Annotated in this window: 28 protein-coding genes, 1 tRNA gene and 1 pseudogene; 15 read left to right on the top strand and 15 right to left on the bottom strand. The window is 64.7% G+C overall.

The window, feature by feature from the left end; all coding sequences use genetic code 11:
- Positions 1 to 13: 13 nt before the first annotated feature.
- The 6 genes from ACVILL_RS12680 to ACVILL_RS12655 form a co-directional block, all read right to left on the bottom strand.
- Positions 14 to 352, bottom strand: a complete 339-nt coding sequence (locus ACVILL_RS12680) for a P-II family nitrogen regulator (RefSeq protein ID WP_024583097.1) — start codon at positions 350 to 352, stop codon at positions 14 to 16.
- A gap of 498 nt (positions 353 to 850) precedes the next feature.
- Positions 851 to 1,453, bottom strand: coding sequence for an ATP-dependent Clp protease proteolytic subunit (locus ACVILL_RS12675; RefSeq protein WP_076863378.1), 603 nt, complete (start codon positions 1,451 to 1,453; stop codon positions 851 to 853).
- A gap of 49 nt (positions 1,454 to 1,502) precedes the next feature.
- Positions 1,503 to 1,859, bottom strand: coding sequence for an SRPBCC family protein (locus tag ACVILL_RS12670; RefSeq protein WP_456729345.1), 357 nt, complete (start codon positions 1,857 to 1,859; stop codon positions 1,503 to 1,505).
- Positions 1,856 to 2,170 (bottom strand): ArsR/SmtB family transcription factor, encoded by a 315-nt coding sequence (locus tag ACVILL_RS12665; RefSeq protein ID WP_456729344.1) that lies wholly within the window; start codon positions 2,168 to 2,170, stop codon positions 1,856 to 1,858. The genes ACVILL_RS12670 and ACVILL_RS12665 overlap by 4 nt, the downstream gene beginning before the upstream one ends.
- A gap of 170 nt (positions 2,171 to 2,340) precedes the next feature.
- Complete coding sequence (locus ACVILL_RS12660) at positions 2,341 to 3,660, bottom strand: ammonium transporter (RefSeq protein WP_456729343.1); 1,320 nt, start codon at positions 3,658 to 3,660, stop codon at positions 2,341 to 2,343.
- 168 nt (positions 3,661 to 3,828) lie between these two features.
- Complete coding sequence (locus ACVILL_RS12655; RefSeq protein WP_456729342.1) at positions 3,829 to 4,167, bottom strand: P-II family nitrogen regulator; 339 nt, start codon at positions 4,165 to 4,167, stop codon at positions 3,829 to 3,831.
- 343 nt (positions 4,168 to 4,510) lie between these two features.
- Between ACVILL_RS12655 and ACVILL_RS12650 the strand changes: the two genes are divergently transcribed.
- Positions 4,511 to 5,404 carry a DUF4339 domain-containing protein gene (locus ACVILL_RS12650; RefSeq protein ID WP_456729341.1) on the top strand — a complete coding sequence of 298 codons (894 nt, stop codon included), beginning with the start codon at positions 4,511 to 4,513 and terminating at the stop codon, positions 5,402 to 5,404.
- A 4-nt stretch (positions 5,405 to 5,408) separates the two neighbouring features.
- Here the strand turns inward: ACVILL_RS12650 and tesB are convergent, their stop codons facing one another.
- Positions 5,409 to 6,269: an acyl-CoA thioesterase II gene (tesB, locus tag ACVILL_RS12645; RefSeq protein WP_456729340.1), complete on the bottom strand. Its 861-nt coding sequence runs from the start codon at positions 6,267 to 6,269 to the stop codon at positions 5,409 to 5,411.
- Positions 6,270 to 6,458: 189 nt separating this feature from the next.
- Between tesB and ACVILL_RS12640 the strand changes: the two genes are divergently transcribed.
- A complete protein-coding gene (locus ACVILL_RS12640; RefSeq protein WP_456729339.1) occupies positions 6,459 to 7,679 on the top strand; it encodes a ubiquinone biosynthesis hydroxylase in 1,221 nt (406 codons plus the stop codon).
- 109 nt (positions 7,680 to 7,788) lie between these two features.
- On the opposite strand, the gene ACVILL_RS12635 is transcribed toward ACVILL_RS12640, so the two are convergent.
- Positions 7,789 to 7,986 (bottom strand): Trm112 family protein, encoded by a 198-nt coding sequence (locus ACVILL_RS12635; protein ID WP_018269337.1) that lies wholly within the window; start codon positions 7,984 to 7,986, stop codon positions 7,789 to 7,791.
- A gap of 46 nt (positions 7,987 to 8,032) precedes the next feature.
- Positions 8,033 to 8,569, bottom strand: coding sequence for a TetR/AcrR family transcriptional regulator (locus ACVILL_RS12630; protein WP_456729338.1), 537 nt, complete (start codon positions 8,567 to 8,569; stop codon positions 8,033 to 8,035).
- Between the two features lie 93 nt (positions 8,570 to 8,662).
- Between ACVILL_RS12630 and ACVILL_RS12625 the strand changes: the two genes are divergently transcribed.
- The 6 genes from ACVILL_RS12625 (at position 8,663) to ACVILL_RS12600 (ending at position 14,039) form a co-directional block, all read left to right on the top strand.
- Positions 8,663 to 9,013, top strand: coding sequence for a hypothetical protein (locus ACVILL_RS12625; RefSeq protein WP_456729337.1), 351 nt, complete (start codon positions 8,663 to 8,665; stop codon positions 9,011 to 9,013).
- Positions 9,014 to 9,023: 10 nt separating this feature from the next.
- Positions 9,024 to 9,830, top strand: a complete 807-nt coding sequence (locus ACVILL_RS12620; RefSeq protein ID WP_456729336.1) for a crotonase/enoyl-CoA hydratase family protein — start codon at positions 9,024 to 9,026, stop codon at positions 9,828 to 9,830.
- The gene (locus tag ACVILL_RS12615) at positions 9,827 to 10,249 is read left to right on the top strand and encodes a PaaI family thioesterase (RefSeq protein ID WP_456729335.1); all 423 of its coding nucleotides are present in this window, start codon (positions 9,827 to 9,829) and stop codon (positions 10,247 to 10,249) included. Before ACVILL_RS12620 ends, ACVILL_RS12615 begins: the two co-directional genes overlap by 4 nt.
- A 161-nt stretch (positions 10,250 to 10,410) precedes the next feature.
- Complete coding sequence (locus tag ACVILL_RS12610) at positions 10,411 to 12,945, top strand: bifunctional diguanylate cyclase/phosphodiesterase (RefSeq protein ID WP_456729334.1); 2,535 nt, start codon at positions 10,411 to 10,413, stop codon at positions 12,943 to 12,945.
- A gap of 220 nt (positions 12,946 to 13,165) precedes the next feature.
- Positions 13,166 to 13,450, top strand: a complete 285-nt coding sequence (locus ACVILL_RS12605; protein ID WP_456729333.1) for a PepSY domain-containing protein — start codon at positions 13,166 to 13,168, stop codon at positions 13,448 to 13,450.
- A gap of 34 nt (positions 13,451 to 13,484) precedes the next feature.
- On the top strand, positions 13,485 to 14,039 hold the full coding sequence (locus ACVILL_RS12600) for a cytochrome b/b6 domain-containing protein (RefSeq protein WP_456729332.1): 555 nt from the start codon (positions 13,485 to 13,487) through the stop codon (positions 14,037 to 14,039).
- Positions 14,040 to 14,057: 18 nt separating this feature from the next.
- On the opposite strand, the gene ACVILL_RS12595 is transcribed toward ACVILL_RS12600, so the two are convergent.
- Entirely contained in the window at positions 14,058 to 14,732 is a 675-nt protein-coding gene (locus ACVILL_RS12595) for an LON peptidase substrate-binding domain-containing protein (protein WP_456729331.1), read from the bottom strand.
- 30 nt (positions 14,733 to 14,762) lie between these two features.
- Positions 14,763 to 15,683, bottom strand: coding sequence for a thioredoxin (gene trxA, locus ACVILL_RS12590; RefSeq protein WP_456729330.1), 921 nt, complete (start codon positions 15,681 to 15,683; stop codon positions 14,763 to 14,765).
- A gap of 205 nt (positions 15,684 to 15,888) precedes the next feature.
- Between trxA and ACVILL_RS12585 the strand changes: the two genes are divergently transcribed.
- The 6 genes and pseudogenes from ACVILL_RS12585 to ACVILL_RS12560 form a co-directional block, all read left to right on the top strand.
- Positions 15,889 to 16,344: an SRPBCC family protein gene (locus ACVILL_RS12585; RefSeq protein WP_456729329.1), complete on the top strand. Its 456-nt coding sequence runs from the start codon at positions 15,889 to 15,891 to the stop codon at positions 16,342 to 16,344.
- 160 nt (positions 16,345 to 16,504) lie between these two features.
- A tRNA-Gly gene (locus ACVILL_RS12580) sits at positions 16,505 to 16,579 on the top strand.
- A 240-nt stretch (positions 16,580 to 16,819) separates the two neighbouring features.
- Positions 16,820 to 17,497, top strand: a complete 678-nt coding sequence (locus tag ACVILL_RS12575; protein ID WP_456729328.1) for a DUF2865 domain-containing protein — start codon at positions 16,820 to 16,822, stop codon at positions 17,495 to 17,497.
- A 373-nt stretch (positions 17,498 to 17,870) separates the two neighbouring features.
- Positions 17,871 to 19,148 carry a PQQ-dependent sugar dehydrogenase gene (locus ACVILL_RS12570; RefSeq protein ID WP_456729327.1) on the top strand — a complete coding sequence of 426 codons (1,278 nt, stop codon included), beginning with the start codon at positions 17,871 to 17,873 and terminating at the stop codon, positions 19,146 to 19,148.
- A gap of 188 nt (positions 19,149 to 19,336) precedes the next feature.
- Positions 19,337 to 19,918, top strand: coding sequence for a c-type cytochrome (locus tag ACVILL_RS12565; RefSeq protein WP_456729326.1), 582 nt, complete (start codon positions 19,337 to 19,339; stop codon positions 19,916 to 19,918).
- A gap of 268 nt (positions 19,919 to 20,186) precedes the next feature.
- A pseudogene (locus tag ACVILL_RS12560) lies at positions 20,187 to 21,299 on the top strand (integrase core domain-containing protein); the annotation flags it as partial.
- A gap of 180 nt (positions 21,300 to 21,479) precedes the next feature.
- On the opposite strand, the gene panE reads toward ACVILL_RS12560, so the two are convergent.
- The 4 genes from panE to ACVILL_RS12540 all read right to left on the bottom strand — a co-directional run bounded on the left by panE (position 21,480) and on the right by ACVILL_RS12540 (position 25,290).
- On the bottom strand, positions 21,480 to 22,397 hold the full coding sequence (gene panE / locus ACVILL_RS12555; RefSeq protein WP_456729325.1) for a 2-dehydropantoate 2-reductase: 918 nt from the start codon (positions 22,395 to 22,397) through the stop codon (positions 21,480 to 21,482).
- 118 nt (positions 22,398 to 22,515) lie between these two features.
- Positions 22,516 to 23,121 carry a DsbA family protein gene (locus tag ACVILL_RS12550; RefSeq protein WP_456729324.1) on the bottom strand — a complete coding sequence of 202 codons (606 nt, stop codon included), beginning with the start codon at positions 23,119 to 23,121 and terminating at the stop codon, positions 22,516 to 22,518.
- 126 nt (positions 23,122 to 23,247) lie between these two features.
- The gene (locus tag ACVILL_RS12545; RefSeq protein WP_456729323.1) at positions 23,248 to 24,603 is read right to left on the bottom strand and encodes an MATE family efflux transporter; all 1,356 of its coding nucleotides are present in this window, start codon (positions 24,601 to 24,603) and stop codon (positions 23,248 to 23,250) included.
- Positions 24,604 to 24,702: 99 nt separating this feature from the next.
- Positions 24,703 to 25,290 (bottom strand): DUF2239 family protein, encoded by a 588-nt coding sequence (locus tag ACVILL_RS12540; RefSeq protein WP_456729322.1) that lies wholly within the window; start codon positions 25,288 to 25,290, stop codon positions 24,703 to 24,705.
- 134 nt (positions 25,291 to 25,424) lie between these two features.
- Here ACVILL_RS12540 and ACVILL_RS12535 point away from each other — a divergent pair, with 134 nt between their 5' ends.
- Positions 25,425 to 26,090, top strand: a complete 666-nt coding sequence (locus ACVILL_RS12535; RefSeq protein WP_456729321.1) for a glutathione S-transferase family protein — start codon at positions 25,425 to 25,427, stop codon at positions 26,088 to 26,090.
- Positions 26,091 to 26,194 lie beyond the last annotated feature (104 nt).

Raw genomic sequence — 26,194 nt, 5'->3', positions numbered from 1 at the left:
TTTGTGCGCGAAATCAAAGGGCCGCGGCATCGGCCTCGCCGGTGCGGATGCGCACGGCGTGCTCGAGGCTGATGACGAAGATCTTGCCGTCGCCGATCTGTCCGGTCTTGGCGGCGGAGGTGATGGCGTCGATGGTCTTGTCGACCTGATCGGAGTTGACTGCGACTTCGATCTTGATCTTGGGCAGGAAGCTCACCGCATATTCGGCGCCGCGATAGATTTCCGTGTGGCCCTTCTGACGGCCGTACCCTTTGACTTCCGTCACCGTGAGACCGTGAACGCCAATGGCGGTCAGGGCGTCACGGACCTCTTCCAGCTTGAATGGCTTAATGATCGCCATAACAATTTTCATGAGTCCTATCCCCGCTTGGGCCCGGCGCGAATGAACGCCGGGAGTTTCGACTGAGGTTCACCACGCGGAGGACTTCCACTACGCGGGCACAGCCGGGACCCTTAGAATCAAATGCCGTGCCAGTCGGCCGGACTTCGCTAACGGATTATGAATCCGGATATTTTCCCGCTTTGCGGGAGCGCGGCGCGCCTGCGCTATTCCGTCGCGCCTAAAATATCATCAGGCCTGTCTAGAACGCAGGCACGGCCAACTCCGGACACAATTCTGCCCAGCCGCGCGGCAGCTCGCGGTATCCGGCTAAAGCGTCCGTGGGCTGGTTCCAACCTCCCCTTGAAAAGGGGAGGTCGCTTTGCTCGCAAAGCAAAGCGGGTGGAGATCTGCTCTCTCGGCTTGTAACGTCGCCTGCGGCTGACCCCCATCCCGACCTTCCCCCTTTCAGGGGGAAGGGGAAGAGGGACCTGTCGCCAGGATTGCGGGACCGCTCCGCGAAATCTTGCGTCAGGCGGCGTCGCGTGCCGCGAACACCTTGTCGATCAGTCCCCAATCGAGCGCCTGCTGGGCCGACATGAAGTGATCGCGGTCCAGCGTCCGCTCGACGTCGGCTTCGGTGCGCCCGCAGTGCTGCGCGTACAGCCGGATGATCCGTCGCTTGGTCTCCTGCATCTCGGTGGCATGGATCAGGATGTCGGACGCCTGGCCCTGGAAGCCGCCGAGCGGCTGATGCACGTGCAGGCTGGCATTCGGGAGCGCGGCGCGGTGACCGGGCTCGCCGGCCATCAGCAGGAACGACCCCATCGAGCGCGCGGTGCCCATGCACAGCGTGTGCACCGGGGCCTTGATGAACTGCATGGTGTCGTACATCGCAAGCCCGCTGGTGATCACGCCGCCATAGGAGTTGATGTAGAGGTTGATCGGCTTGTTGGGGTTATCGGCCTCGAGGAACAGGAGCTGCGCGCAGACCAGCCCGGACATCGCGTCATTGACCTCGCCGTTCAGGAAGATGATGCGCTCGCGCAGCAGCCTGGAATAGATGTCGAAGGAACGCTCGCCGCGGGTGGACTGTTCGATGACCATAGGGACGAGTTGCATCATGTCGCGCATCGGCGACCTCCATGTCTGCAGGTGATGACGTCTCAGATGAAGTTTGCGATCAGGCCGCGCGCATCACCGTGCGGCGGTTGCTGTTGGCCGGTTGCGGCTGTCTTTCCCTGATGTCGCAGGCTTGCTGGATGATGCGAAACCTGGTGCCGCCGGCCTCGTTCGGCTCGATCCGGAAGGTGACATGGCTTTCGCGAAACGGCGGCTCGGACTCGCGCAGCCGATAACGCACCTCTTCGCCTGTTATCGTTGATTCCGGCTCGGCGCCGGCTAGATCGGAATCCGGAAGCCAGCGTTCGCGCAGCGCCGGAATGGTCACGGCGCGCCAGACTTTCTCGGGCGGAGCGTCGAGCTCGTACTCCATCACCAGGGCTGCGTCGGCGTGGTCAGGCTTCACTGCGTCGCTCATTGATCCATGTCCTTCAGCAGATCGGCGAGTGCCTCGATGCGTTTCGGCCAGTAGGCGCGATAGCGCGCCAGCCAGGTCCCGATGCTGGCGATGCCGTCCGGGTCGACCTCGTAGTTCACGAAGCGGCCCTGGCGCTGCTCGCGCACCAGCCCTGCCGCGCGCAGCACCGCGAGATGCTGCGACATTGCCGGCTGGCTGATCTCCAGTCCGTCGCGCAAGGCGCTGGCGTTCAGGCTGCCGCCGGCGAGCTTTTCAAAGACCTTGCGGCGGGTCGGATCGGCCAGCGCCTTGAAGATGTCGGTGTCGACCATACCGACACATAAGCATATACTTATGTGTTGCGCAAGCCTGAACTGGCCTCAGCGCCGTGCCGCGTGACGGGCGGCGCTCCTCGGGCCCTTTTGCATGGGGTTGTTTTGCGGATTTGCCGCGAGGCTCCCCTGGGGCGCTGTGAGCTCGGCTGCCACCGCAGCCCCGGCCGCTACTGCAACGCCTCGCCGTGCTGCGAAATGTCGAGGCCTTCCAGCTCCTGCTGCATCGAGACCCGCAGCGGGACGAAGGCAGAGACCAGCTTGAGCAGCACGAAGGTGACGCCGCCGCACCAGAGCGCTGTGACGGCGACGCCGTAGAGCTGGATCAGGAGCTGCTTCGGATTGCCCTCGAGCAGGCCCGAGGTGCCGCCGATCGCCGCCGTCGCAAAGATGCCCGCGAGCAAGGTGCCGGTCAGGCCGCCGATGCCGTGCACGCCGAACACGTCGAGCGAGTCGTCATACTTGAAGCGATGCTTCAGCCAGGTGCAGGCCCAGTAGCAGATCAGGCCGGCGATGATGCCGATGATGACGCCATGCCACGGCGCGACGAAGCCGGAGGCCGGGGTGATGGTGCCGAGCCCTGCGACCGCGCCCGAGATCATGCCGAGCACCGACGGCTTGCGGCGCGTCGCCCATTCGATCGCGCCCCAGGTCAGCGCGCCGGCACAGGCCGCAAGATGCGTGGCGGTGATCGCCATGACCGCGCGCGAATTGGCCGCGAGCGCCGAGCCGCCGTTGAAGCCGAACCAGCCGACCCAGAGCAGGCCGGTGCCGACCACGGCGAGCGACAGGTCGAACGGCGACAGATTGTCATGGCCGTAGCCGTGCCGGTTGCCCATCACCTTGGCCGCGACCAAGCCGCTGATTCCCGCGGAGAGGTGCACGACGAGGCCGCCGGCGAAATCCAGCACGCCCATCGATGCGAGGAAGCCGCCACCCCACACCCAATGCGCCAGCGGCACATAGGCGAAGATGAACCAGCCGATCGAGAACAGCACATAGGCGGAGAACCGCATGCGGTCGGCGACCGAGCCTGCGACCAGCGCCACGGTGATGATCGCAAACGTCATCTGGTACAGCATGAACAGCGCTTCCGGGATGGTCTTCGCCGCCGGATTGACGCTGTCCATGGTGATGCCGGCCAGGAACCAGCTGTCGAGCGAGCCGAGCCATGGACCATTGCCGACGAAAGTCAGCGAATAGCCGAAGGTGACCCAGAGGATCGAGATCAGCGCGACGGCGGTGAGGCTCTGCGCCATCGTCGCCAGCACGTTCTTCTTGCGCACCATGCCGGAGTAGAACAGCGCGAGCCCCGGGATCGTCATCATCAGCACCAGCGCGGTGGCGACGATCATCCAGGCGGTATCGGCGGCGTTGATGGCGGAGTTGGCTGCCTGGTCCTGTGCGAAGACCGGCGTGCCCCACGTCAACAGCATTGCAGCAGTGATCGGCGCAGCTGATATCGCTGCACGAAGAGCGCGTGCCCCCATCATCATTCCCCGGCGTGTCGTCGTTTCTGGCGTACTGGATTTTTGCGTGCACCGGCGTCGTTGCCGGCGGTGATGTCGTCTTTGTTGTTTGAGCATGACCACCGCGCAAACGCATTCCGCGTCGCGAGGGAAAACCGGTTTCCCCTTTTCCGGGTCATGCTCCAAGCTTCAGAGCGCGTCGTTGTCGGTCTCGCCGGTGCGGATGCGCAGGGCGTGGTCGATCGGCGTCACGAAGATCTTGCCGTCGCCGATCTGGCCGGTGCGGGCATGCTGGGTGATGACGCTGACCGCCTGGTCGGCGAGGTCGGAATCGACCGCGATCTCGATCCTGAGCTTGGGCAGGAAGTTCACGACATATTCGGCGCCGCGATAGATTTCGGTGTGGCCCTTCTGGCGGCCATAGCCCTTCACCTCGGTGACCGTCATGCCGTGGACGCCGATCGCAGTCAGCGCCTGGCGCACCTCATCGAGCTTGAACGGTTTGATGATCGCGACGACGAGTTTCATGGTTCAGGCCTTCATTCCCTTGAGGATTTCCGTGTGCGCCCGTCCCCGAGCCCGGCACGTGCCGCCTCCGGCAGCGGCAATTTGCCATCCCCGGCGCGGCTCCTTGCCGTCCCCGGAGCGGCCAATGGCCATCCCGGTCGGCATTTCGCGTCCGCCAAATCTGGCAGCTTTCTGGGCAAATGGCATAAAAAAGTTGCAGGTTGAAGCGGAAAACATGCGCAGCGCGTGAGCTCTGTCACTGTACGGAATGGAAACGCTCGGCCACAATGTTGCCATCCCGCCCTGGCCGGCGGTCCCGCTGGCCCGTTTCGCTATTGCGTGCCCGCGCCCTGAGGAAACAGAAATGTCGAACCGAAACTGGTTTTATGCATCCGAAGGCCAGCAAAGGGGTCCCCTGCCTGAAGCCCAGCTCCGCGACCTGATCACCCGGGGCACGGTGGGCGCCGATACCCTGGTATGGACCGAAGGCATGGCCGGCTGGCAGAAGGCCGCGGAGATTCCGGGCCTCATCCCCAGCGCGGCGGGCGCACCGCCGGCATTTCAGCAGGCCGGCGGACCGCCGCCCGTGGCGGCATCGGCAAGCTATAGCGGCGGAGTGCTGTCGGCTGATTTCCCGATCTGGGGCCTGTTCGGGCGCAGCCTCCTGATGTTCATCGGCCAGATCTTCGTCGTCCCGGCGCCGTGGACCGCGACCGCCCTGTACCGCTTTGCGATTCCCTACATCCGCGTGCCGGGCCGGCCGCATCTGGCCTTCACCGGGCAGCCGCTCGACATCTGGTACGTCTTCATCGTGCTCGGTCTTCTGACCTATGCCGGCGTCGCCAACAGCAACATCGTGACGCTGCTCTCGCTGCTGTTGCAGGGCTTCCTGAGCTGGATGATCGTTCGCTGGATCCTCGGCAGTCTCAGCTCGAGCGGCCAGGACCTGCCGATCTCCTTCAAGGGCAGCCCGCTCGCCTATATCGGCTGGTATGTGGCAATGGTGATCTCGGCGATCACCATCATCGGATGGGCCTGGGTGCTGACGGCATGGATGCGCTGGATCTGCCGCAACGTCGACGGCACGCGCCGCGAGGTCACCTTCAACGCCTCCGGGCTCGAGGTGCTGTGGCGAACCATCGTGTTCTCGATCGGCTGCGCCTTCCTGATCCCGATTCCGTGGGTGCTGCGCTGGTACGGCAACTGGTTCGTCTCGCAGTTCGCGCTGACCGAGCGGGGTGCCTACGCCGGTAGCTGAGACGCTATTTGCGCTCGCGCACCGATCCCTCTTGCGCGACGGACGCGACCAGCGTGCCGTCGGGCTTGAAGATCAGGCCGCGGGTCAGGCCGCGGCCGGACTGCGCGCTCGGCGAATCCTGCGCATAGAGCAGCCATTCGTCGGCGCGGAACGGGCGGTGAAACCACATCGCGTGATCGAGGCTTGCCGGCATCATGCGCCGGTCGAACAGCGTGCGGCCGTAGCGCGCCATCACCGCGTCGAGCAGCGAGAAATCCGACGCATAGGCGAGCGCGCACAGATGCAGCGCCGGATCGTCCGGCAGCTTGGCCGCGGTGCGGATCCAGACATGGATGCGGCCGTCGTCGATCTTCTGCCCGAAATAGCGGCCGAGCTCGACCGGGCGCAGCTCGATCGGCCGGTCGCTCTCGTAGTAGCGGCGGATGAACTCGGGCATCTCCTTGAACATCGGCTGCTTCGAGACTTCCTCCGCGGTCAGCTTCTCCGGCGGCGGCACGTCGGGCATCTTCTCCTGATGATTGAAGTTGGTCTCTTCATCGGAATGGAACGAAACCATGATCGAGAAGATCGCGTTGCCGTGCTGGATCGCGGTGACGCGGCGGGTGGTGTAGCTCTTGCCGTCGCGCAACCGCTCGACCTGGTAGATGATCGGGATCTGCGGATCACCGGGCAGGATGAAATAGCAATGGATCGAATGCGGCAGGCGGCCCTCGACGGTGCGGCAGGCCGCGACCATCGCCTGGCCGATCACCTGGCCGCCGAACACCCGCTGCCAGCTCGTCTTCGGGCTGTTGCCGCGGAACAAATTCACCTCGAGCTGCTCGAGATCGAGGATGGACAGCAGATCGATCAGGCTCTTGGACATCGGGAGCTTTCGGTTGGTTAAACCGTCATTCCGGGGCGATGCGACAGCATCGAACCCGGAATCTCGAGAGTCCGGGTTCTCGCTGCGCGAGCCCCGGAATGACGATCGGATTTGTTTCTATCCCCTGTTTCGCCCAGCTATTATCAGGTAGCAAGCACAGTCTGAGAGCGTAAGGCGTAAGGGAAAGGCATGCCGGCACAGCGAAGCATTGTCATCTGCGGGGGCGCGTTTGCAGGGCTGGCGTTGGCCGTGGCGTTGCGTCAGGGGCTTGGGCCCGACATTCCGGTGATCGTGGCCGATCCGGCGCTGAGCCAGCGCCCGAGCCGCGATCCGCGCGCGACCGCGATCGTGGCGGCCTGCCGGCGGCTGTTCGAGACCCTCGGCGTCTGGGGGCAGGTGGCGCCGACCGCGCAGCCGATCACGGATATGGTCGTGACCGACTCCAAGCTGGAGGATGCCACGCGTCCGGTGTTTCTGACCTTCGCCGGCAATGTCGAGCCCGGCGAGCCGTTCGCCCATATGGTCGAGAACCGCTATCTGATCGATGCGCTGGCGGCGCGTGCCGAGGCCGAGGGCGTAGAGCTGCGCGCCACCGCGGTGTCGAGCTTCGCCTCGCGGCCCGACGGCGTCAGTGTCAAGCTGGCCGACGGCACCGATATCGATGCGAGCCTCCTGGTCGCCGCCGACGGCGCGCGCTCGAAGCTGCGCGAGCGCGCCGGCATTGCGACCCATGGCTGGGACTATGATCAATCCGGCATCGTGGTCACGGTCGGGCACGAGCGCGAGCATCACGGCCGCGCCGAGGAGCATTTCCTGCCCGCAGGTCCGTTCGCGATCCTGCCGCTGACCGGCAACCGCTCGTCGCTGGTGTGGACCGAGACGCGCAAGGACGCCGCGCGCATCGTCGCGCTGAACGAAGAGGAATTCCACGCCGAGCTCGAGCAGCGCTTCGGCCTGCATCTCGGCGAGATCAAGCCGCTCGACAAGCCCCGCGCATTCCCGCTCGGCTATTTCGTCGCGCGCTCGTTCATCGCCGAACGCCTCGCATTGATCGGCGACGCCGCGCATGTGATCCATCCGATCGCCGGGCAGGGGCTCAACATGGGCCTGAAGGATGTTGCCGCCCTTGCCGAGGTCGTGGTCGATGCGGCTCGGCTCGGCATGGATCTCGGACAGGCCGACGTGCTCGAGCGCTATCAGCGCTGGCGGCGCTTCGACACGATGGCGATGGGCGTTGCCACCAACTCGCTGAACTTCCTGTTCTCCAACGAATCGACGCTGCTGCGCACCGTGCGCGACATCGGCCTCGGCCTCGTCGATCGCGCGCCGCCGCTGAAGGAGATGTTCATCCGCCAGGCGGCGGGGCTGTCAGGCGAGGTGCCGCGGCTATTGAAGGGCGAGGCGCTATAAGGATTCAAGCTTCGTAGCCCGGATGGAGCGAAGCGAAATCCGGGGAAGTGCCGCCGCGGATGATCTGTCCGGGATTACGCTACGCTTCATCCGGGCTACGCGCTTCAGATCAATCGATCTTGCGCGCCTCTTCCGGCAGCATGATCGGGATGCCGTCGCGGATCGGATAGGCGAGTTTTGCGGAGCGCGAGATCAGCTCCTGCCGCGCGGCGTCGAATTCCAGCGGTCCCTTGGTGATCGGGCACACCAGGATTTCGAGCAGTTTTGGGTCGGCGGTGCTTTCGAGATGATCGGTCGTCGAATTCATTGCGGTCTCCGGCTGGCCATCATCTAGCATATTCCGAGGCGCGCTGTCAGCGCCTGGCGATCCGCAGCAGTTGGTCGATCGCGGCCTGCTGATGCGCCTTCGGCAGCGCCTGCTCGGACAGCGCGTAGCCGATGAACGCCCAATAGAAGATCTGCGCGCGGCCGCGCGCCACGTCGTCGGGGAATCCGGCCTGCCGGAGCAAGGTCTCGATGTAGCCGATCCGGCGCCGGTCGACCTCGAGCACGGCGGCGCGCGCCGCGGCGTCAGCGGTGGCCCAGCTGCGGACCGCGCGCTCCAGCGCCAGCCGCGCCGAGAAGGCGCGGCGCAGCAGCAGCGCCAGCGCCTCGCCGCCTTCCGGAATGGTCTCGAGCTCTGCGATCACCTGCTCGGCCGCGACCTCGCGCCAATGGCTGAGGATCGCGGCGCGGTAGGCGCCGATATCGGCGAAATGCCAGTAGAAGCTGCCGCGCGAGACGCCCATCGCCTTGGCCAGCGGCTCGGCCTTCAGCGACGTGAAGCCGCGCCGCGCCAGCGTCTTCAGGCCCTGGTCGAGCCAGTCCTTGGCCGAAAGCTGTTCCGTCATGTTCCCCATCCGCGCCGCCCACCATACACAAGTGTATTGACAGGCGCCAGCCGCCGGTATCATATCCATACACTACTGTATGGAGACATCGCGATGCGCGATCTTCTGCTGCAAGGCGCCGGACTCATCGCCATCCTGGTCAGCCTGATCCATGGCGTGCTCGGCGAGACAAAAATATTCGCCCGCGCCACCGTCGAGCCGCCGCGGCTGCGCTTCCTGCTTCGCTTGGTTTATCAGGCCGGCACCGTCGCCTGGATCGGCGGCGGCGTGCTGCTGGTCGCCGCGCCTGCGATGGATTCGGATGCCGCGCGCCACTGGATCGTGCTGACGCTCGCCGTCGTGTTCGGCTTCGCTGCGCTCGCTAATGCGCTGGCGACCCGCTTCCGTCATTTCGGCTGGATGGCGATGAGCGCCGTCGTGGCGCTCGCGGCCGCCGGCTACTAGCGGAGTGGCCATGACCAATGATCGCGTCACGCTGAGCATCGCCAACGGCGTCGCCGACGTCAGGCTGAACCGCCCGCACAAGCTCAACGCGCTCGATCCGGCGATGTTTACCGCGATCGCCGACGTGGGCGCGCAGCTCGCGGACAACCCAAAGATCCGCGCCGTGGTGCTGTCGGGCGAAGGCCAGGCGTTCTGCGCCGGCCTCGACATGGAGCGTCTGGTCGCAACGACGGAAGGCGAATCCATCCTGCCCTTTGCCGATCTCGGCCAGCGGACGCACGGCATCGCCAACTTTGCGCAGCACCTGGTGTGGCTGTGGCGCGAACTGCCGGTGCCGGTTATTGCCGCTGTCCACGGCATCGCCTTCGGCGGCGGCTTTCAGTTGATGCTCGGTGCCGACGTCAGATATCTCGCGCCCGCCACGCGCCTTGCGATCATCGAAGCCAAATGGGGGCTGGTGCCCGACATGGCCGGCACGCTGCTGATGCGCCATCTCGCACGCGAGGACGTGGTTCGCGAACTGACCTATACCGCGTGCGTGTTCTCTGCCGACGAGGCGCTCAGCTACGGCTTCGCCACCCGGATCGTCGAAGACCCGCGCGCCGCGGCGCTGGAGACGGCGCGCGCGATCGCGGACCGCAACCCGGATGCGATCCGCGCCGCCAAGCGGCTGCTCAATCTTGCCGCCGACCGCGATGCGGCGACCGGGCTCGCGGCCGAGACGGCCGAGCAGGCGCTGCTGCTCGGCACGCCCAATCACATCGAGGCCGTCAGGGCTACGCTCGAGCGACGGCCGCCGCAATGGAGTTCTGCATGACCACCGGCCCGGGATTCGATCTCGAACAACTTGTCGCGACCAATGCGTCGGCGGCTTTCAACCGGCTTGCCGGCTTCGAGGTCGTCTCCGCGGGTGCCGGCGAGGTGGAGCTGCGCATGCAATGGCGCGACGATCTCACCCAGTATGCGGGACACCTGCATGCCGGCATGATTGCAGCCCTGCTCGACACCGCCTGCGGCTTTGCCGCGGCGTCGATCGTCGGCGGAGTCACCGCATCGCATTTCTCGATGAATTGCCTGAAGCCCGCGGTGGGCCGCCGCTTCATCGCCAAAGGCACCACGTTGCGTGCCGGGCGCAGACAGGTATTCGCGCGCGCCGAATTGTTTGCGGAGAGCGAGCAGGGTGAGACGTCGCTGGTTGCGACCGGTGAAACCGTGCTCGTTCCGCTCGCAACCTGAGCTGCCCGGATTGCCACATCGTGTGGAATTTATAGGGTCATCAATTTCCGTGCGGAATCGGCTTACGCGCGGATAACCATGCTACCAAAAGTTGCGGAAAATTATCGAGAAGACAATTCAATCGGCCTAGCCTGTCCGCACGGACAACCATGGGCCGACGCATGTTTCGTGTTTTGACGTGCCTTTCAGGTGAGCATGACTGGCGACTCGTTCTGCTCGCCGGACTGGTCTGCTTCGTTGCCAGTATCGTTGCCGTCAATATTTTCCATCGCGCGATCGCGTCGCAAGCGCGGACGCGGCTGATCTGGATCGCGATCGCGGGAGCCGCGATCGGCTACGGGATCTGGGCAACGCATTTCATCGCGATGCTCGCCTATGAGCCCGGCGTGCCGACCGGCTATGGCATCGTCCTCACCGCGCTGTCGCTCGCCGTGGCGATGATGCTGACATCCTGCGGCCTCGGCCTTGCTGCCAGCGACCCCAGCCCATGGCGCGCGCCGGTCGGGGGCGCGGTGATCGGAGCCGGCATCGCGAGCATGCACTATCTCGGGATGTGGGCGCTGGAAGTGCCGGGCCACGTGGTGTGGTCGCTCGATCTCGTGGCGGCTTCCATCCTCCTCGGCATGTTGTTCGGCTACGCCGCGCTCTCGATCGCGGTCCGCCATCAGGACCGTTGGATGTCGCTGGTCGCGGCGCTGTTGCTGACACTTGCGATCGTGTCGCACCATTTCACCGCGATGGGCGCCGCCGCGATCGTGCCGGACCCGTTGCAGACCCCGGAGGCGCTTTCGCTCTCTCCCGCCTTCCTCGCCATCGTGATCGCGGGTGTGGCGCTCTCGGTGCTCGGAATGAGCTTCGTCGGCGTACTTGCGGATCGCAGGCTGGCGCTGCGCACCCGCCGCTTCGAGGAAATCATCAGCCAGCTTTCGCTGGCGCGGCAGCAGGTCGAGGCGTCGCAGAAGGCGCTCGAGGAGCAGAGGTTCCGGCTGGACACGGCGATCAATCACATGGGTGAAGGCCTCTGCATGTTCGATGCGGAGAAGCGCCTCGTCGTCTGCAACGAGCGCTACGCCAAGATGTACCGGCTGCCGCCCGAATTGCTGCTGCCCGGCACTGCCCATCGCGAGATCATCACGCATCGGATCGCCAACGGCATTCTCAAGGGCGAGACCAGCGACAGCGCTGCGACGCAGGTGCTGGCGACATTGAATGCGCTGCCGGCCGACGAGACCAGCAGCCGGGTCGACGAGCTTGCCGATGGCCGCTTGATCTGCGTGACGCGGCAGCCGATGCCCGGCGGTGGCTGGGTGGCGACGCATCGCGACGTCACCGAGCAGCGGCGCTCCGAGGCCAAGATCACCTATATGGCGCAACACGACGCGCTGACCGATCTGCCGAATCGGGTGCTGCTCAAGGAGTGGATGGAGCAGGCGCTCTCCGGCGCGAGGCGCGGCGGACCGAGCCTTGCGGTGCTGATGCTCGATCTCGATCGCTTCAAGGACGTCAACGATACGCTCGGGCATCCGGCAGGCGATGCGCTCTTGCAGTCGGTGGCCGCGCGGCTGCGCCGGTGCGTCAGCGACACCACGCTGGTGGCGCGGCTCGGCGGCGACGAGTTCGCTGTCATCGATTACGTCACCGATCCGGTCATGGAAGCGGGCGTGCTCGCGGAAAGGATCAGGAAGGCGCTCAGCGAGCCGATCGATCTCGGCCATCATCGGGTAACCACCACGACCAGCATCGGCATCGCGATCGCGCCGCGCGACGGCACCGATTCGGACGAAGTGCTGCGCAGCGCCGACCTTGCGCTCTACTCGGCCAAGAGCGGCGGGCGCGGCTCGTTCCGTTTCTTCGAGCCCGAGCTCGACCGGCTGCTGCAGGCCCGGCGCGGCCTCGAGCGCGACATGCGCAGCGCGCTCGCCAATGGCGAGTTCGAGCTGCATTATCAGCCGTTCATCCATGTCGCGAGCGGCGAGACCTGCGGCTTCGAGGCGCTGTTGCGGTGGCATCATCCGCAGCACGGCATGGTGTCGCCGGCGCAGTTCATCCCGCTGGCGGAAGAGACCGGCCTGATCGTGCCGCTCGGGGAGTGGGTGCTGCGCACCGCCTGTGCGGAAGCCGCCAAATGGCCCGACGATCTCAAGATCGCGATCAACCTGTCGCCGGTGCAGTTCAGGAGCTCCGAGCTGGTCCCGGTGATCGTGCACGCGCTGGCGGGCTCGGGAATTTCTCCTGACAGGCTCGAGCTCGAAGTCACCGAGACGGCTATCATCCAGGACAGCGAAGCGGTGTTCGCGGCGCTCAGCCAGCTGCATGATCTCGGGGTACGGATCGCGCTCGACGATTTCGGCACCGGCTATTCGTCGTTGAGCTTTTTGCAGAGGTTTCCGTTCGACAAGGTCAAGATCGACCGCAGCTTCGTGTCCGAACTGTCGGGCGCAAGCGACGAGTCGCGCCGGATCGCGCGCGCGATCGTTCGCTTCGCGGTCAGTCTCGGCAAGACGACGACGGCCGAAGGTGTCGAGACCAGGGAGCAGCTCGACATCCTCCGCGCCGACGCCTGCGTGGAGGTGCAGGGCTTCCATTTCAGCCCGCCGGTCAACGGCGAGAGGGCCGCGCGGATGATCGGTGACCGGACCGCGGCCGTGGCCGAACGCCCTGCGGTTCGTCTCGCGATGGCGGGTGCCGCGTCCTGACCGGCGGTCCGCGCTCAGCAGATCGAACGCATGAGGCGTAAGGCCGCAGCAGGCGGCGAAAACCAAATTGCGCACGGAGCGCAAACGGGTTTTCACGACCGTTAGAATTCCTCTAAAGCCTGCCGTTACCGCGCTTCCTTGACTTGGCAATCCCCCCGGCATTGTTCACGCATGTGCCCGGCGCGATCGCGTTGTGGGCATGATCGTCAACGGAGGGGAGATGCGCGTGAGAGTGATTTTGAGCGCTGTACTTGCAGCGTGCGTTTTGGGGCTTTTTGGATCGGCGGCGTTCGCCGACGGCTACAAGACTTGCACCAAGCTCGACAAGGCGTCGTGGAAGCCGGCAAGCGATGCCGAAGCCAAGGCCAAGGCCGCCGGCTACGAGGTGCGCCGGTCGAAGGTCGAGGGCTCCTGCTACGAAGTGTACGGCGTCAAGGAAGGCAAGCTCTACGAGCTGTTCTACAGCCCGGAAGATCTCAGCCTGAAGCACACGATCGCCAAGTGAATCGCGAACTGAATCGCCAAGTGAAGCAGGCGCGATGACGAAGGCGGCGCCCGGCGCCCGCGGCGCGACCACCGTGCAGGTCTGGGACCTGCCGCTGCGGCTCTGGCACTGGGCGCTCGCCATCCTCGTTTTGGTCGCCTGGCTGACGCCCAACGTTTATAACGGGCTGCATCGGCTGGCGGGCTATGCCGTGATCGCCCTGCTGGCGTTCCGGCTGATCTGGGGCTTTGCCGGTACGCGCTACGCGCGTTTCGGCAGGCTAGGCGTCCGGCTGCGCGCCGCGCCCAGCTATATCTGGAATCTGCGCCGCGGCATCACCGGGCGCTATATCGGGCTCAATCCCGCGGGCACCGTGATGCTGGTGGCCTTGCTGCTCCTGCTCGCGGTCTCTGCGATCACCGGCGCAATGGAGGTCACTGTGACCTTCTTCGGCGTCTGGTGGGTGGAGGACACCCACGTCTACGCCTCGGATGCGGTCATCATCCTGGTGGGGCTGCACGTGCTCGGCGTCATCGTGGTGGGATTGCTGCAGCGTCAGAATTTGGTGCGCGCGATGTTCACCGGGCGCAAGCAGCTGCGCAATCGCTGACCATTGGAGCGCCGAAGTTTACTGCACCGGCGGATCGCCCGAGGTGCGCTTCTTGGCGAGGTCCATCTCGGTGACCGCGATCAGGATCTCGGCGCGGGTCTTCAGGTCTGGCGCCTCGAGCATCGCCTGCTTCTCGGCCGGACCATAGGGCGACATCATCGCCAGCGCATTGACCAGCGCCTCGTTTGGCGCTGATTCGATGCCTTCCCAGTCGACCTTCAGATTGTTGGCTTCCAGGAAATCGGCGAGCACTTCGAGCAGCGCCTTGCGGTCGACGGCGTCCTCGCCCTTGCGCGCGGTGAAGTCGCCGGTGAAGGAGAAGAAGTCGACCTTGCACTGCCGGTACGGCGTCTGCACGTTCAACTCCTCGACCACCTTGAAGCGCGCGACGCCGGTCAGTTCGAGGATGTAGCGGCCGTCGCCGGATTCGGCGAGCTGGGTGATGCGGCCGACGCAGCCGATCCGGAACAGCACCGGCTTCGCCTCCTTCTGCGAATGCGCGACGTCGGGCTGGATCATGCCGATCAGGCGATGACCGTCGCGCAGCGCGTCGTCGATCATCGCGAGATAGCGCGGCTCGAAGATGTTGAGCGGCATCTGGCCCCGCGGCAGCAGCAGTGCACCCGGCAGCGGGAACACCGGGATGACCTCGGGGAGCTCGCCCGGCCCGCGATATTCGGCATTGATCGGCATCTGCGGTCCCGCTGCTGTGACGGGCGTGCTTTACGAGAACAGGATCGTCGACAGCCGCCTGCGCCCCTCGACGGTTGCCTCATCGGTGCCGCCCCACGCCTCGAAGAACTGCACCAGCTGCTTGCGCGCGCCGTCGTCGTTCCACTTGCGGTCACGCTTGACGATCGCGAGCAGCTGCTCGGTCGCATCGGTGCGCTTGCCCATCGCATTGAGCGCGGTGGCGAGATCGAACCGGGCCTGATGATCGAGCGGGTTTGCGGCGACTTTCTGTTCCAGCTCGGCGATCGGACCGACCGATTGCGCCTGCTCGGCGAGATCGATCGCCGCCTGCACCGCCTTGACCGCGGCGTCGTTGCGCTTCGATTCCGGAACCATCGCCAGCGTCTGCTTGGCCTGCTCGATCGCACCCGACGTGACGTAGCACTTGGCGAGGCCGGCCAGCGCCGCGATGTTGGTGGCGTCATGCGCCAGCACCTCGGCATAGATCTGCGCGGCCTGGGCGGCGTCGCCCTCGGCAAGCACGGCGTCGGCCTCGGCCAGGATCTCGGCGAGATTGGGCTCGCCGGCGGCGGGCACGCCCTTGGTGATCTTCTCGATGAAGGCGTTGAGCTGGCTCTCCGGCACCGCGCCCATGAAGCCATCGGCGGGCTGGCCGTTGACGAAGGCGATCACGGCCGGGATCGACTGGATGCCCATCTGGCCGGGAATCTGCGGATGCTCGTCGATGTTCATCTTGACCAGCTTGACCCGGCCCTTGGCGTTGCGGACCGCCTTTTCCAGCATCGGCGTGAGCTGGCGGCACGGGCCGCACCAGGGCGCCCAGAAGTCGATCATGACCGGCTGGCGGCGCGATTCCTCGATGACGTCCTTGACGAAGGTCTGGGTCGTCGTCTCCTTGATCAGATCGGGCGCTGCCTCGGGCGTGGGGCCGCCCTGCTCCATTATCGTCACGTTGTCCTCGCCTGCTTCTGAGGTCGGAAATCCGGGGGCGTTCTAGCACGCTCCGTACGGCAGGTTCAGCCGTTCTGTCAGCCTAAATGGCGGTCACCCAAGCAAAATTCAATCGCTTGCGGCCGCATCAGTTCCATCGGAGATCGGGTGGTTTGTGCGGCGAGGCGGCCGATGATGGCAATCCTTGATGCAGTGGGGATCGCCGATGGCAAAGGCCTATTACAGCACCGTGTTCGAGCAGCCGGCCGGCGAGGTCTGGAAAATCATCCGCGATTTCAACAATTACCCGGTCTGGGTCCAGGGCGCGGGGAGGAGCGAGATCGAGGACGGCAAGTCCGGAGACACCGTCGGTGCCGTGCGCAATGTCGTGTACCGGGAGCGCCGGATCCGGCAGCGGCTGCTCGCGCAGTCCGACGTGGACCGTTCCCAGACCTACGAATTCGCCGACACCCCGACCCTGCCGGTGACGGATTTCAGTGCCACCCTGCGGGTCACCCCGGTGGTCGACGGTGACCGGGCCTTTATCGAATGGTGGGCGGTGTTCGATTGCGATGCCGACCGCCGCGTCGAACTGGCGCAGACGCTGGCCGGCTGGTTCGAGACCTGGCTCGAATCGCTCCGGGATGAGATGGCTTTGAGGCCGGTTTCGGCGGAAAGCTAAAAAGAAATCGACGGGACGGCCGATTTCGGCCGATTCGAGGTCGATTTTTAAGGAAACCGCTCGATTTCGTGAGGTGCGGACCACGCTCTTGTGTTGCATTCACAGACGGCTTTTGGCATAGGTCTGCCGTTGTCGGCGAGCGATCGCCGCCAGTTCGGATGCGGGTGTAGCTCAGTGGTAGAGCACGACCTTGCCAAGGTCGGGGTCGAGGGTTCGAGCCCCTTCGCCCGCTCCAAAATCTCTCGCCGACCGAGCTGACAGTCCGATGAAGGCCCGCCCGTTGGAGCGGGCTTTTTTGCTGGCCAGCCGGTTTTGCGTTTCGGACGGTGCCCCGAGGTCAGGATGCCGCGCTCTGCGGTGGCCGTTTCCGGCTCTGTTAACCGTCAAACGGCGCATTCTCAAAACTGAAAAAAATCTGTGGTTGTGTCGGCGTTGAAATGGCTGCCGCCAGCCTTTCGACGCGGCAAGCACGTGAATGATGTCGATCAACTGGACGCCAGATCCCGGGTTGAATCGCCGCACGGCTCGCGCATGGCCTGCAGCGCTGGTCGTGCTCGTCTGCGCCTGGGCATGTCCGCCGGTTTCAGCGCAGCAATTGCCGAGCGACTCGGCATACACCCCCGCGCCCAGCGTTTTTCCGATGCCCGGCTTCGAGCCGGCGCCTGGCTTCGAGCCCACGCAACGGCCGCGGGCTCGGGTCTACGTCACGACGCGGTCGCACTCTGGCGGGCGGCAAAATTTCTGCGTCAGGACCTGTGACGGCCGCTTCTTCCCGATGCCGCGCGTGAGCGAGGCGGCGGATATCAAGGCATGCGAGGCCGCCTGTCCCGCGGCCGAGGTGAGGCTGTATTCCGGCTCCGATATCGACAGCGCCAGAACCGAAGAGGGCGAGACCTACAAGGCGCTCGCCAATGCATTCCGATTCCAGCGCGAGATGGTGCCGCAATGCTCGTGCAGCGCCGGCGCCTCCACCGGCCTGTCGCCGATCGCGATCGAGGACGACATGACGCTTCGGACCGGCGACATCGTCGCCGCCGACGACGGCTTCAAGATCGCGGCGATCTCGAGCGGGCAGCGGCGCAGCGTGCTGTTCAGGCCGCTGTCGAAGGCCAAGGCGCAAGCGCTCGGCCTTGCGCGCCTCTCGTCGCGCTAACTCGCGTCGCGCTTCAGCTGCTTCCTTGAGCATGATTCTCCGCGTCGACGCTTCGCGTTTGTCGCGAAGGAAAACCGCTGCACACTTTTCCGGATCGTGCTCCGGCAGCGATAACGAGCGTTAGCTTCGTTCGAATATTACGCCGCGGTGCAGAATGCCTTGTTCTCGGGCAGTCCACGCAGGAAAATTTCGTCTCAAATATCGTCTCAACTTGTTTTGACGCAGCGCACACCGCTGCATGCGCTTTTCAGCGTCGATGGATGTGCTACCATTTTGCCGTCTGGCCTACCTCACAGACCGCCACCATCATCTCTCAGGGCGTTCAAAATCAATAACAGGCAAGCTGCAACGGCTTGCATAGGGGAGTGACTCGATGAAATCAGCTTTCAATCGATCAATACTTGCGTTCGCGGCGATTGCGGTGCTGGCGGGGACCACCTTCGCCAATGCGCAGCAACAAACGGACAAGAACCGGGCGCTGAAGAAGTACGAATCCGGCAACAAGGAATTCTGGACCCATCCGCCGGATGACTGGTTCCTGGGCGACGAGACCGAGGCGCAGAAGGGCCTTGCCCCGCCGTCCGGTCCGCCGACCGGTGCGTCCGACGCCGAACTCGCGGCGATGATGAAGAAGATCAAGCTGCCGCCGGGCTTCAAGATCGAGGTCTATGCCTCGAACGTGCTCGCGGCGCGGCAGATGGCTTGGGGCGACAAGGGCACGCTGTTCGTCGGCTCGTTCGGCCTCGGCAACGTCTACGCGATCAAGGACAACAACGGCAAGAAAGAGGTCAAGACCATCCTCAAGGGCCTCAACATGCCGACTGGCCTCGCCTTCAAGGACGGTGCGTTGTACGTGATCGCGGTCGACAAGCTGATCAAATACGACAATGCCGAAGCCAATCTCGACAATCTCGGCAGTGGCAAGGTGGTGTATGACGACATGCCGTCCTATGCGGCGCATGGCTGGAAGTACATCGCCGTCGACAAGGATGGCTGGTTCTACATCCCGTTCGGACCGCCCTTCAACATCGGCATCCCGCCGACCTCGGTGTCGCAGATCCGCCGCGTCGATCCCAAGACCGGCAATGCCGAGATCTATGCGCTCGGCGTGCGCAACTCGGTCGGCGGCGACGTCGATCCGCGTACCGGCAAGTACTGGTTCACCGAAAACGCCCGCGACTGGATCAGCGACGATCTGCCGAGCGACAAGCTCAACATGATCTCGAAGATCGGCGAGCATTTCGGCTATCCCTATTGTCACCAGGGCGACCTGCCGGACACCAAGTTCGCGATGGGTCACAAGTGCTCGGAGTTCACCCCGCCGGTGTACAAGCTCGGCGCGCACGTGGCTCCGCTCGGCATGAAGTTCTATACCGGCAGCCAATTCCCGGCCGAGTACAAGAACAGCATCCTGATCGCCGAGCATGGCTCCTGGAACCGGCACAAGTACCAGGGCGGCCGCATCGTGAAGATCACCGCGAGCCCCGACGGCAAGAATGCCAAGCAGGAGGTCTTCGCCTCCGGCTGGATCGAGGGTGACCAGGGCTATCTCGGCCGCCCCGCCGACATCCTGCTCGACAAGGATGGCTCCATCCTGGTCGCCGACGACTGGGCCGGAGCGATCTATCGCATCAGCTACAGCAAGAAGTAACGAACCTTTGCGGGGCTGCGGCGCCGAACTGGCCGCTGCAGCCCCGTTTACGTGGTTCGGCATTCCTGCAACGGAACGGACTCGTCGTGCCCGGACTTGATCCGGGCATCCATCCAAACCAAGAAACCCTCTTCAAGCCAGATGGATTGCCGGCGCGAGCCCGGCAATGACATGCGGAGAAACTGGCCATGCGCGTTGTGTCCCTCGGAATGCTGTTTGCGTCGGCGATCACGCTGACCCCGTTTGCTCATGCCGCTGACAATGCCGCCGGCAAGGCGAAGGCCGAACTCTGCGCCGGCTGCCACGGCGACAACGGCATCTCGCAGATGGAGAACATTCCCTCGCTCGCCGGCCAGCTCGACCAGTACATCCAGTGGCAGCTGGTGTTCTTCCGCGCCGGCGCCCGCAAGAACGAGCAGATGCAGCCGATTGTCGAGCAACTCAACAACGAGGACATCCGCAATCTCGGCGCCTATTTCGCGTCGCTGACGCCGTTCAAGGGCGGCAAGGACGACAATCCGGATCTGTCGGAGAAGGGCAAGCAGGCCGCCGCCGGCCGCCGCTGCGCCTCATGCCATGGCGACGGCTTCGCCGGCACCAAGGCGGTGGCCCGCATCGCCGGCCAACGCGAGGAATATCTCGTCAAGGCGCTGCACGACTACAAATCCGGCCAGCGCTCCGGCGGCGCGCAGGCGGCGATGGCCGATGTGGCGTATCCGCTGAGCGACGAGGAGATCACCGCGCTCGCGCATTATCTGGCGCATTTGTGAGGGAGCGCGGCGCTTCTTATCCTCCCCTGGAGGGGGAGAATCGGCGCGAATGCAATGAGCGACGAGGTGGGGTGACAGTCTCTCCACTCGAACAGTGCCCGTGTTGAGAGATCACCCCACCCCGTCTCACATTTCGCTTCGCTGCACGTGAGCCGACCCTCCCCCTCCAGGGGAGGGTGGAGGCTAGGTCCTAACCGGCTACATGGGTAACAGAATAGACCGGCGACATGGGTAACAGGTCAACTGATCGGCGAGGAGGGCCTTGCCGATGGGATGGACGGAGACCTGTGCAGTGGAAGAACGGATGCGATTTGTGGTGGCGGTGGAGAAGCACGAGGAATCATTTGCGGCGGTGTGCCGGCGGTTCGGGGTGAGCCGCCGTGTGGGGTACAAATGGCTTACGCGTTTTGAGCAGGAAGGCGCCGGTGGGCTGTTCAACCGGTCGCGGGCTCGGCTGCATCATCCGCAGAGCATAGCCGAGGGGATCGCCGAGCGTTGCCTTGAGGTGCGTCGGGCGCATCCGACCTGGGGGCCGATCAAGGTGCGCGCCTTTCTTGAACGGAAGTCACCGCGGACGGCATGGCCTGCGGCGAGCACGATCGGGGAACTGTTCGACCGCGAAGGACTGACGGTGAAGCGCAAGCTGCGCCGGCGCGGGCCGCCCTCGAACATGCCGTTTGCGACGTGCGCGGCGGCCAATGATGTGTGGTGCATCGACTTCAAGGGCTGGTTCCTGACCGGCGACGGCAAGCGATGCGAGCCGCTGACGATCACCGACGCGTACAGCCGCTATCTGCTGCGCTGCCAGGCTCTGGCGCGCACCGACACGGATCATGTCTGGCCGGTGCTCGATGCGGCGTTCCGCGAGTTTGGGTTGCCGCACTACATGCGTTCGGATAACGGCTCGCCGTTTGCCTCGCGTGGTGCCGGTGGGTTGTCGCGGCTGTCGGTCAACCTGATCAAGGCCGGCGTGACGCCGGAGCGCATTGCGCCGGGCAAACCTCAGCAGAATGGCCGCCATGAGCGGATGCATCTGACGCTGTTGCAGGACACCGCCAATCCGCCGGCTCCCACCATGCGCGAGCAGCTCAAGCGCCTCCGCAACTTCCAGCATCTCTACAATGAGGAGCGTCCGCACCAGTCGCTCGATAACGCTACGCCAGCCGACCGTTACCAGGCCTCCTCACGCCGCTTCGACGGTGTCTTGCGCAAGCCGGAATACGATGACCAGGACGTCCGCTCGGTCCGGCACAACGGAGAGATCAAGTGGCTCGGCAACACGATCTACATCAGCGAAGCGCTGATCGGCGAACCCGTCGGCCTGGCCGAGGATCAGGACGGTTGGATCGTCAGCTATGGCCCGATCGAGCTCGGCACGATCGCTCATCGTGGGGACCAGCTTCGCAAGCCCAAACGAACGACAAAAGGCTGTGGACTTGAGGACAACGCTCCGCGTTGCCCTCAGGGTCCACAGCCTCAACAACAACAGACCTGAACGAAACGAGAATTGTGTTACCCATGTCGTCGGGTTGAAGTGTTACCTAAGTCGCCGGTTGCTCAGCTACCCCCGCTGCTTCTCATACGCCTTGAGATGCGTATACGCCGTGCGCAGCTTCGGCACCGGAATCTTGGCCGCATCCGCGCGCACGATCAGGTCGCCGACCACGTGGTCGGCTTCGACCGGCAGCCCCGCCTTGATGTCGCGGAACATCGATGCAGTCATCGGCGAGCCCTCGGAGGTGAGCAGCCCGCGGGTGCGCTGGAAGAACGGGCCATCAGGCATATGGCCGGCGTCGGCGGCGATCGCGCTGCATTCGTCGAGGATGCCGAGCAGGAAATCCTTGCCGCCGGGTGCGGCCAGGATGTTGCCGACCGAGGTCCGCATCAGGCTGGTGGAGGCGGCGAGCGACGCCAGGAACACCCACTTCTCCCACATGTCCTGCATCACATGCTCGCTGGCGGCAGCGCCGTTGACGGCGGAGAAGGTCTCCGCGATCGCGCGCACCCGGTCGGAAAGGCCGCCGGCGCGTTCGCCGAAACCGAGCGACTGCATCGGCTGCAGCTGCACCACCTCGCGCTTCTCGTTCAGCGTCGCCGCGATCGCGCACAGACCGCCGAGTACGTGCTGGGCGCCGAACTTCTTGTCCAGCGCATCGAGATGCAGCATGCCGTTGAGCAGCGGAATGATCGCAGTCTTGTCGCCGACCGCGGGCGCAAACGACTTGATCGCATCCTCGAGATCGAATGCCTTGCAGCTCAAGAGCACGACGTCGAACTTGTCCGACAGCTTGTCGGCCTGCACGGTCGGCGGATTTTTCAGTGTGACGTCGCCATTCGGGCTCTTGATCACGAGCCCGGCCGAGGCGAGCTCGGCGGCGCGGCGGGGCCGCACCAGGAAAGTGACGTCGCGGCCGGCCTGAAGCATCCGGCCGCCGAAATAACCGCCGATCGCACCGGCGCCGACCACGAGAACGCGCATGGGAATTTTTCCTTCTTTGTAGTTGCCCAGGCAAGGGGCGAATAGCGAACGGGGAGTGGCGAAATAGATAGGGGCCTGAACCGCCTATTCGCTACTCGCTATTTGCCGTCAGCTCATCTCACTTTCCCGACACCATTTCCTCGACTTCGCGCAGCTGCTCCTTGCCGAAGAAGATCTCCTTGCCGACGAAGAAGGTCGGCGAGCCGAACGCGCCGCGCTCCACCGCCGACTGGGTGTACTCGATCAGCTTGCCCTTGACGTCGGCGTCCTGCGCGCGGGCGAACAGTTTTGCGGCATCGAGGCCGGAGGAGGCGATGGCTTTGCCGGCGACCTCAGGATCGTCCATCTTCTTCGGCTCGACCCACATGTGGTGGAAGGCGGCCTCGATATATTTCTCGAACACGTCCTCGAACTGGGCCGCGACCGCGGCGCGCATCAGGTGCAGCGTGTTGACGGGGAAGAACGGGTTCCAGGTATAGGGCTTGACGTTGAAGCGCTTGAGGAAGCGCTCGGTCTCGATCTTCATGAATTCGGGCTTGTTCTTGACGCCGGCCAGCGTCTCGGCCGGCGACTTGTTGTTGGTGGCCTTGAAGATGCCGCCGAGCAGGACGGGGACGTATTCGAATTTGACCCCGGTGCGCTTTTCGATCGCCGGGATCGCCTCATGGCTGAGGAAAGCGTTGGGGCTGCCGAAATCGAACAGGAATTGCGGATTTGGGCTCACGGCGGTCACTCCCTCGGCTGTTCTAGTTTGGGCTCGTCTAGTTTAGGCTCATTGTAGCATGGGCCTGCCGTCGCAGGCGCCATTCGTAGAATATGATAACCATCATGTGAGCCGCGGCGCGTGATGTCAAATCAGACGCGTGATGGTCTGCTTGCGCCATACCAGAGCGTAATAGGCCATCTGCAGCAGGAACATGGTTGCGAAGGTGACGGGATAGGCGATCCAGATGCCGCTGATGCCGATGGCGCGACTGAGCAGGACCGCGACCGGCACCTCGACCAGCGTGATCGCCAGGATCGAGATGAACAGCGGCATCCACACCGTGCCGCCGGCACGCATCGCGCCCGAGAACACGGTTGCCAGGCCGAACAGCACCATGCTCCACAGCACGATGTACAGAAGCTGCTGCGCGAGCGCGAGCACGGCCGGGTCGACGATGAAGAAGCCCATTAGCGGCCGCGCGAAGAGATAGCCGAGCACGACCAGCCCGCCGGTCAGCGCCAGATTCATCTCGATGCCGGTCCTGACGATGGCGCCGACCCGGCCGGAATCGCCGCGGCCGATCGCCTGCGCGCCGAAGATCGACACCGATATCGCGATCGAGATCGCCGGAAACTGCACATAGCCGATCACCTGGTTGACGGCGCCATAGGCCGCGGTGGCGTCCGAGCCGAAACCGTTGACGAGGCCGAGCAGCACCAGTTCGGCGAGCGAGACCACCACCATGCCGATCGCGGTCGGAATGCCGAGCCGCAGCACGATGCGCAGCAGCGCGCCGTTCGGCCGCATCGCCCGCAAGAAGGCGGCGTCGAAGGCGAGCGCATGCCTCGTCCGCAGCATATGGACATGCAGCCACAGCAGCGTCACCACGCCGGAAACGGTGGAGGCGACGGCGGCGCTCGCGACGCCGAGCATCGGCAGGCCGAGCCAGCCGCGGATCAGCGCCGGCGTCACCACGAGGCCGGTGACGGTCGAGACCGACAGTGCAACCAACGGCGTTAGGGTGTCGCCGACGGCGCGCATCATCGCCGTCAGCAGCAGGAATGCAAAGGTGATCGGCATGCTGATCATCATGATCCGCGCATAGGACACGGCGGCGTCGAGGACATCCGGAGGTGTGGCGAGTGCGATCAAGAGCGGCCGGGTGAACAGGCCGCCGAGGATTGCGATCGTCAGCGCGAGCAGCAGCGTCACGGCCATGGTTGTGCCGGCGACCGCTTTGACACGGTCGGGCTCGCCGGCGCCCCAGGCCTGGCCGATCATGACGGACGCGCCCGCGCTCAGCCCGATCACGAAGGAGATGAAGAAGAACATCACCGGGAAGAACACCGACGCCGCGGCGAGCGCGTCGACCCCGATCATCTGGCCGACATAGATGCCATTGACGGTGCCGAACAGCGATTGCAGCACGTTGCTCAGCAGCATCGGCGCGAGGAACGACAGGAAGGATTTGGGTAGAGAGGTAGGCTTGGACACGTTCAATTTCCAAAAATGGTACCGAGCTTATGCGGCCTGGTGAGTAGGTCAGGCAGCACACACCGCTGTCGTTCGCGGCTGCTCGTTGAAATACGGCATCGCGCGCTAGTCCGATTGATCGCTATAGGCGAGCGCGATCGCGTGATCGCGGATATCGGCCGGCCAGTCCGCGATCAGCGTCGCGAAGCGCCGCCGGTCGTGCGCGAACAGCGCTCGGATCGCCTCCTCGTAGTTTGGCCGGTTGCCGGCCATCGTGGTCATGAAGCGATAGGCGGCATCCTGCGCGCTGCGCGTGCGGTCCTTGTCGCCGCTGGTGCGCCGCGCCTCGTCGATCAGCTTGCGGATCGCAACCGAGGCGCCGCCCTTCTGCTGCGCAAGCCAGTCCCAGTGCCGCGGCAGCAGCGTGATCTCGCGCGCGACAACGCCGAGCTTCGGACGTCCCGGCCCGCGCGGCGCGGCCGGCGCCGCCGGCTCGTCGCCGGGCGGCGGCGCGAACTTTGGCAGCCGCGCCAGCACGTCGTCGACCGAGCCGCGGAAATCGATGTCGACCAGCGCGGACGTGCGGCCGTTGAACACCAGGATCGCGGCGTCCTTGCGCCGGTCGAGCAGTTGCTTGGCGGCGCGCGCAACCTCCGGGAGGTCGCCGGCCCCGATGCGATGCTCGCCTTCGAAGGCGACATAGGCAGGATTCATGGTAGACCTCTTGGATTGCGCGACATAATGCCCGGGACATCCGGGCCATTGCGGTGGTGCGTGGATCTCGACTTTCCTTGTTCCCGGCTGGCACCATACGCCGCCCGATTACGCAGATATTTCAGAGGACGCCCATGCTGACGGTTCATCACCTCAACAATTCCCGCTCGCAGCGCGTGCTGTGGCTGCTCGAGGAATTGGGCGTTCCTTACGAGATCGTGCGCTACCAGCGGCAGCCCGACATGCGGGCGCCGAAGGAGCTGCGCGCGATCCATCCGCTCGGCAAGTCGCCCGTCGTCACCGACAATGGCAACACCATCGCGGAATCCGGCGCGATCCTCGAATACATCATCGGCACCTATGGCAACGGCCGCCTGATCCCGCAGGCCGATACGCCGGAGCGGCTGCGCTACACCTATTGGCTGCACTATGCCGAGGGATCGGCGATGACGCCGCTGCTCCTGAAGCTCCTGTTCACGCTGATGCCGAAGCGCGCGCCGGCGCTGCTGCGGCCGCTGGTGCGCAAGGTGTCGAACCAGGCGCTGTCTGCGCTGGTCAATCCGCAGCTCAAGCAGCACATGGCCTATTGGGAAGGTGAGCTCGGCAAGAGCGAGTGGTTTGCCGGCAGCGAATTCTCTGGCGCCGACATCCAGATGAGCTTTCCGCTCGAGGCGGCCGCCGCACGCGGCGGGCTCGAGGACGGCCATCCCCGCTGCGTCGCTTTCCTTGAGCGCATTCACGCCCGCCCGGCCTATGCGCGGGCGCTGGAGAAGGGCGGGCCGTACGAGGTCGGCCGGTAAGTTCGTAATCATCGCGGTGGGCTCGGTTGTCGACTGTGCCTTCTTTTACCCCGGGTAATATTGCCTTGTCAATAATACCCGGGTATTAAATGGCGTGCCCAGCC

This window comes from Bradyrhizobium sp. USDA 3364 (genome assembly GCF_054056355.1).
This window is presented reverse-complemented; position numbering and strand designations above follow the sequence as displayed.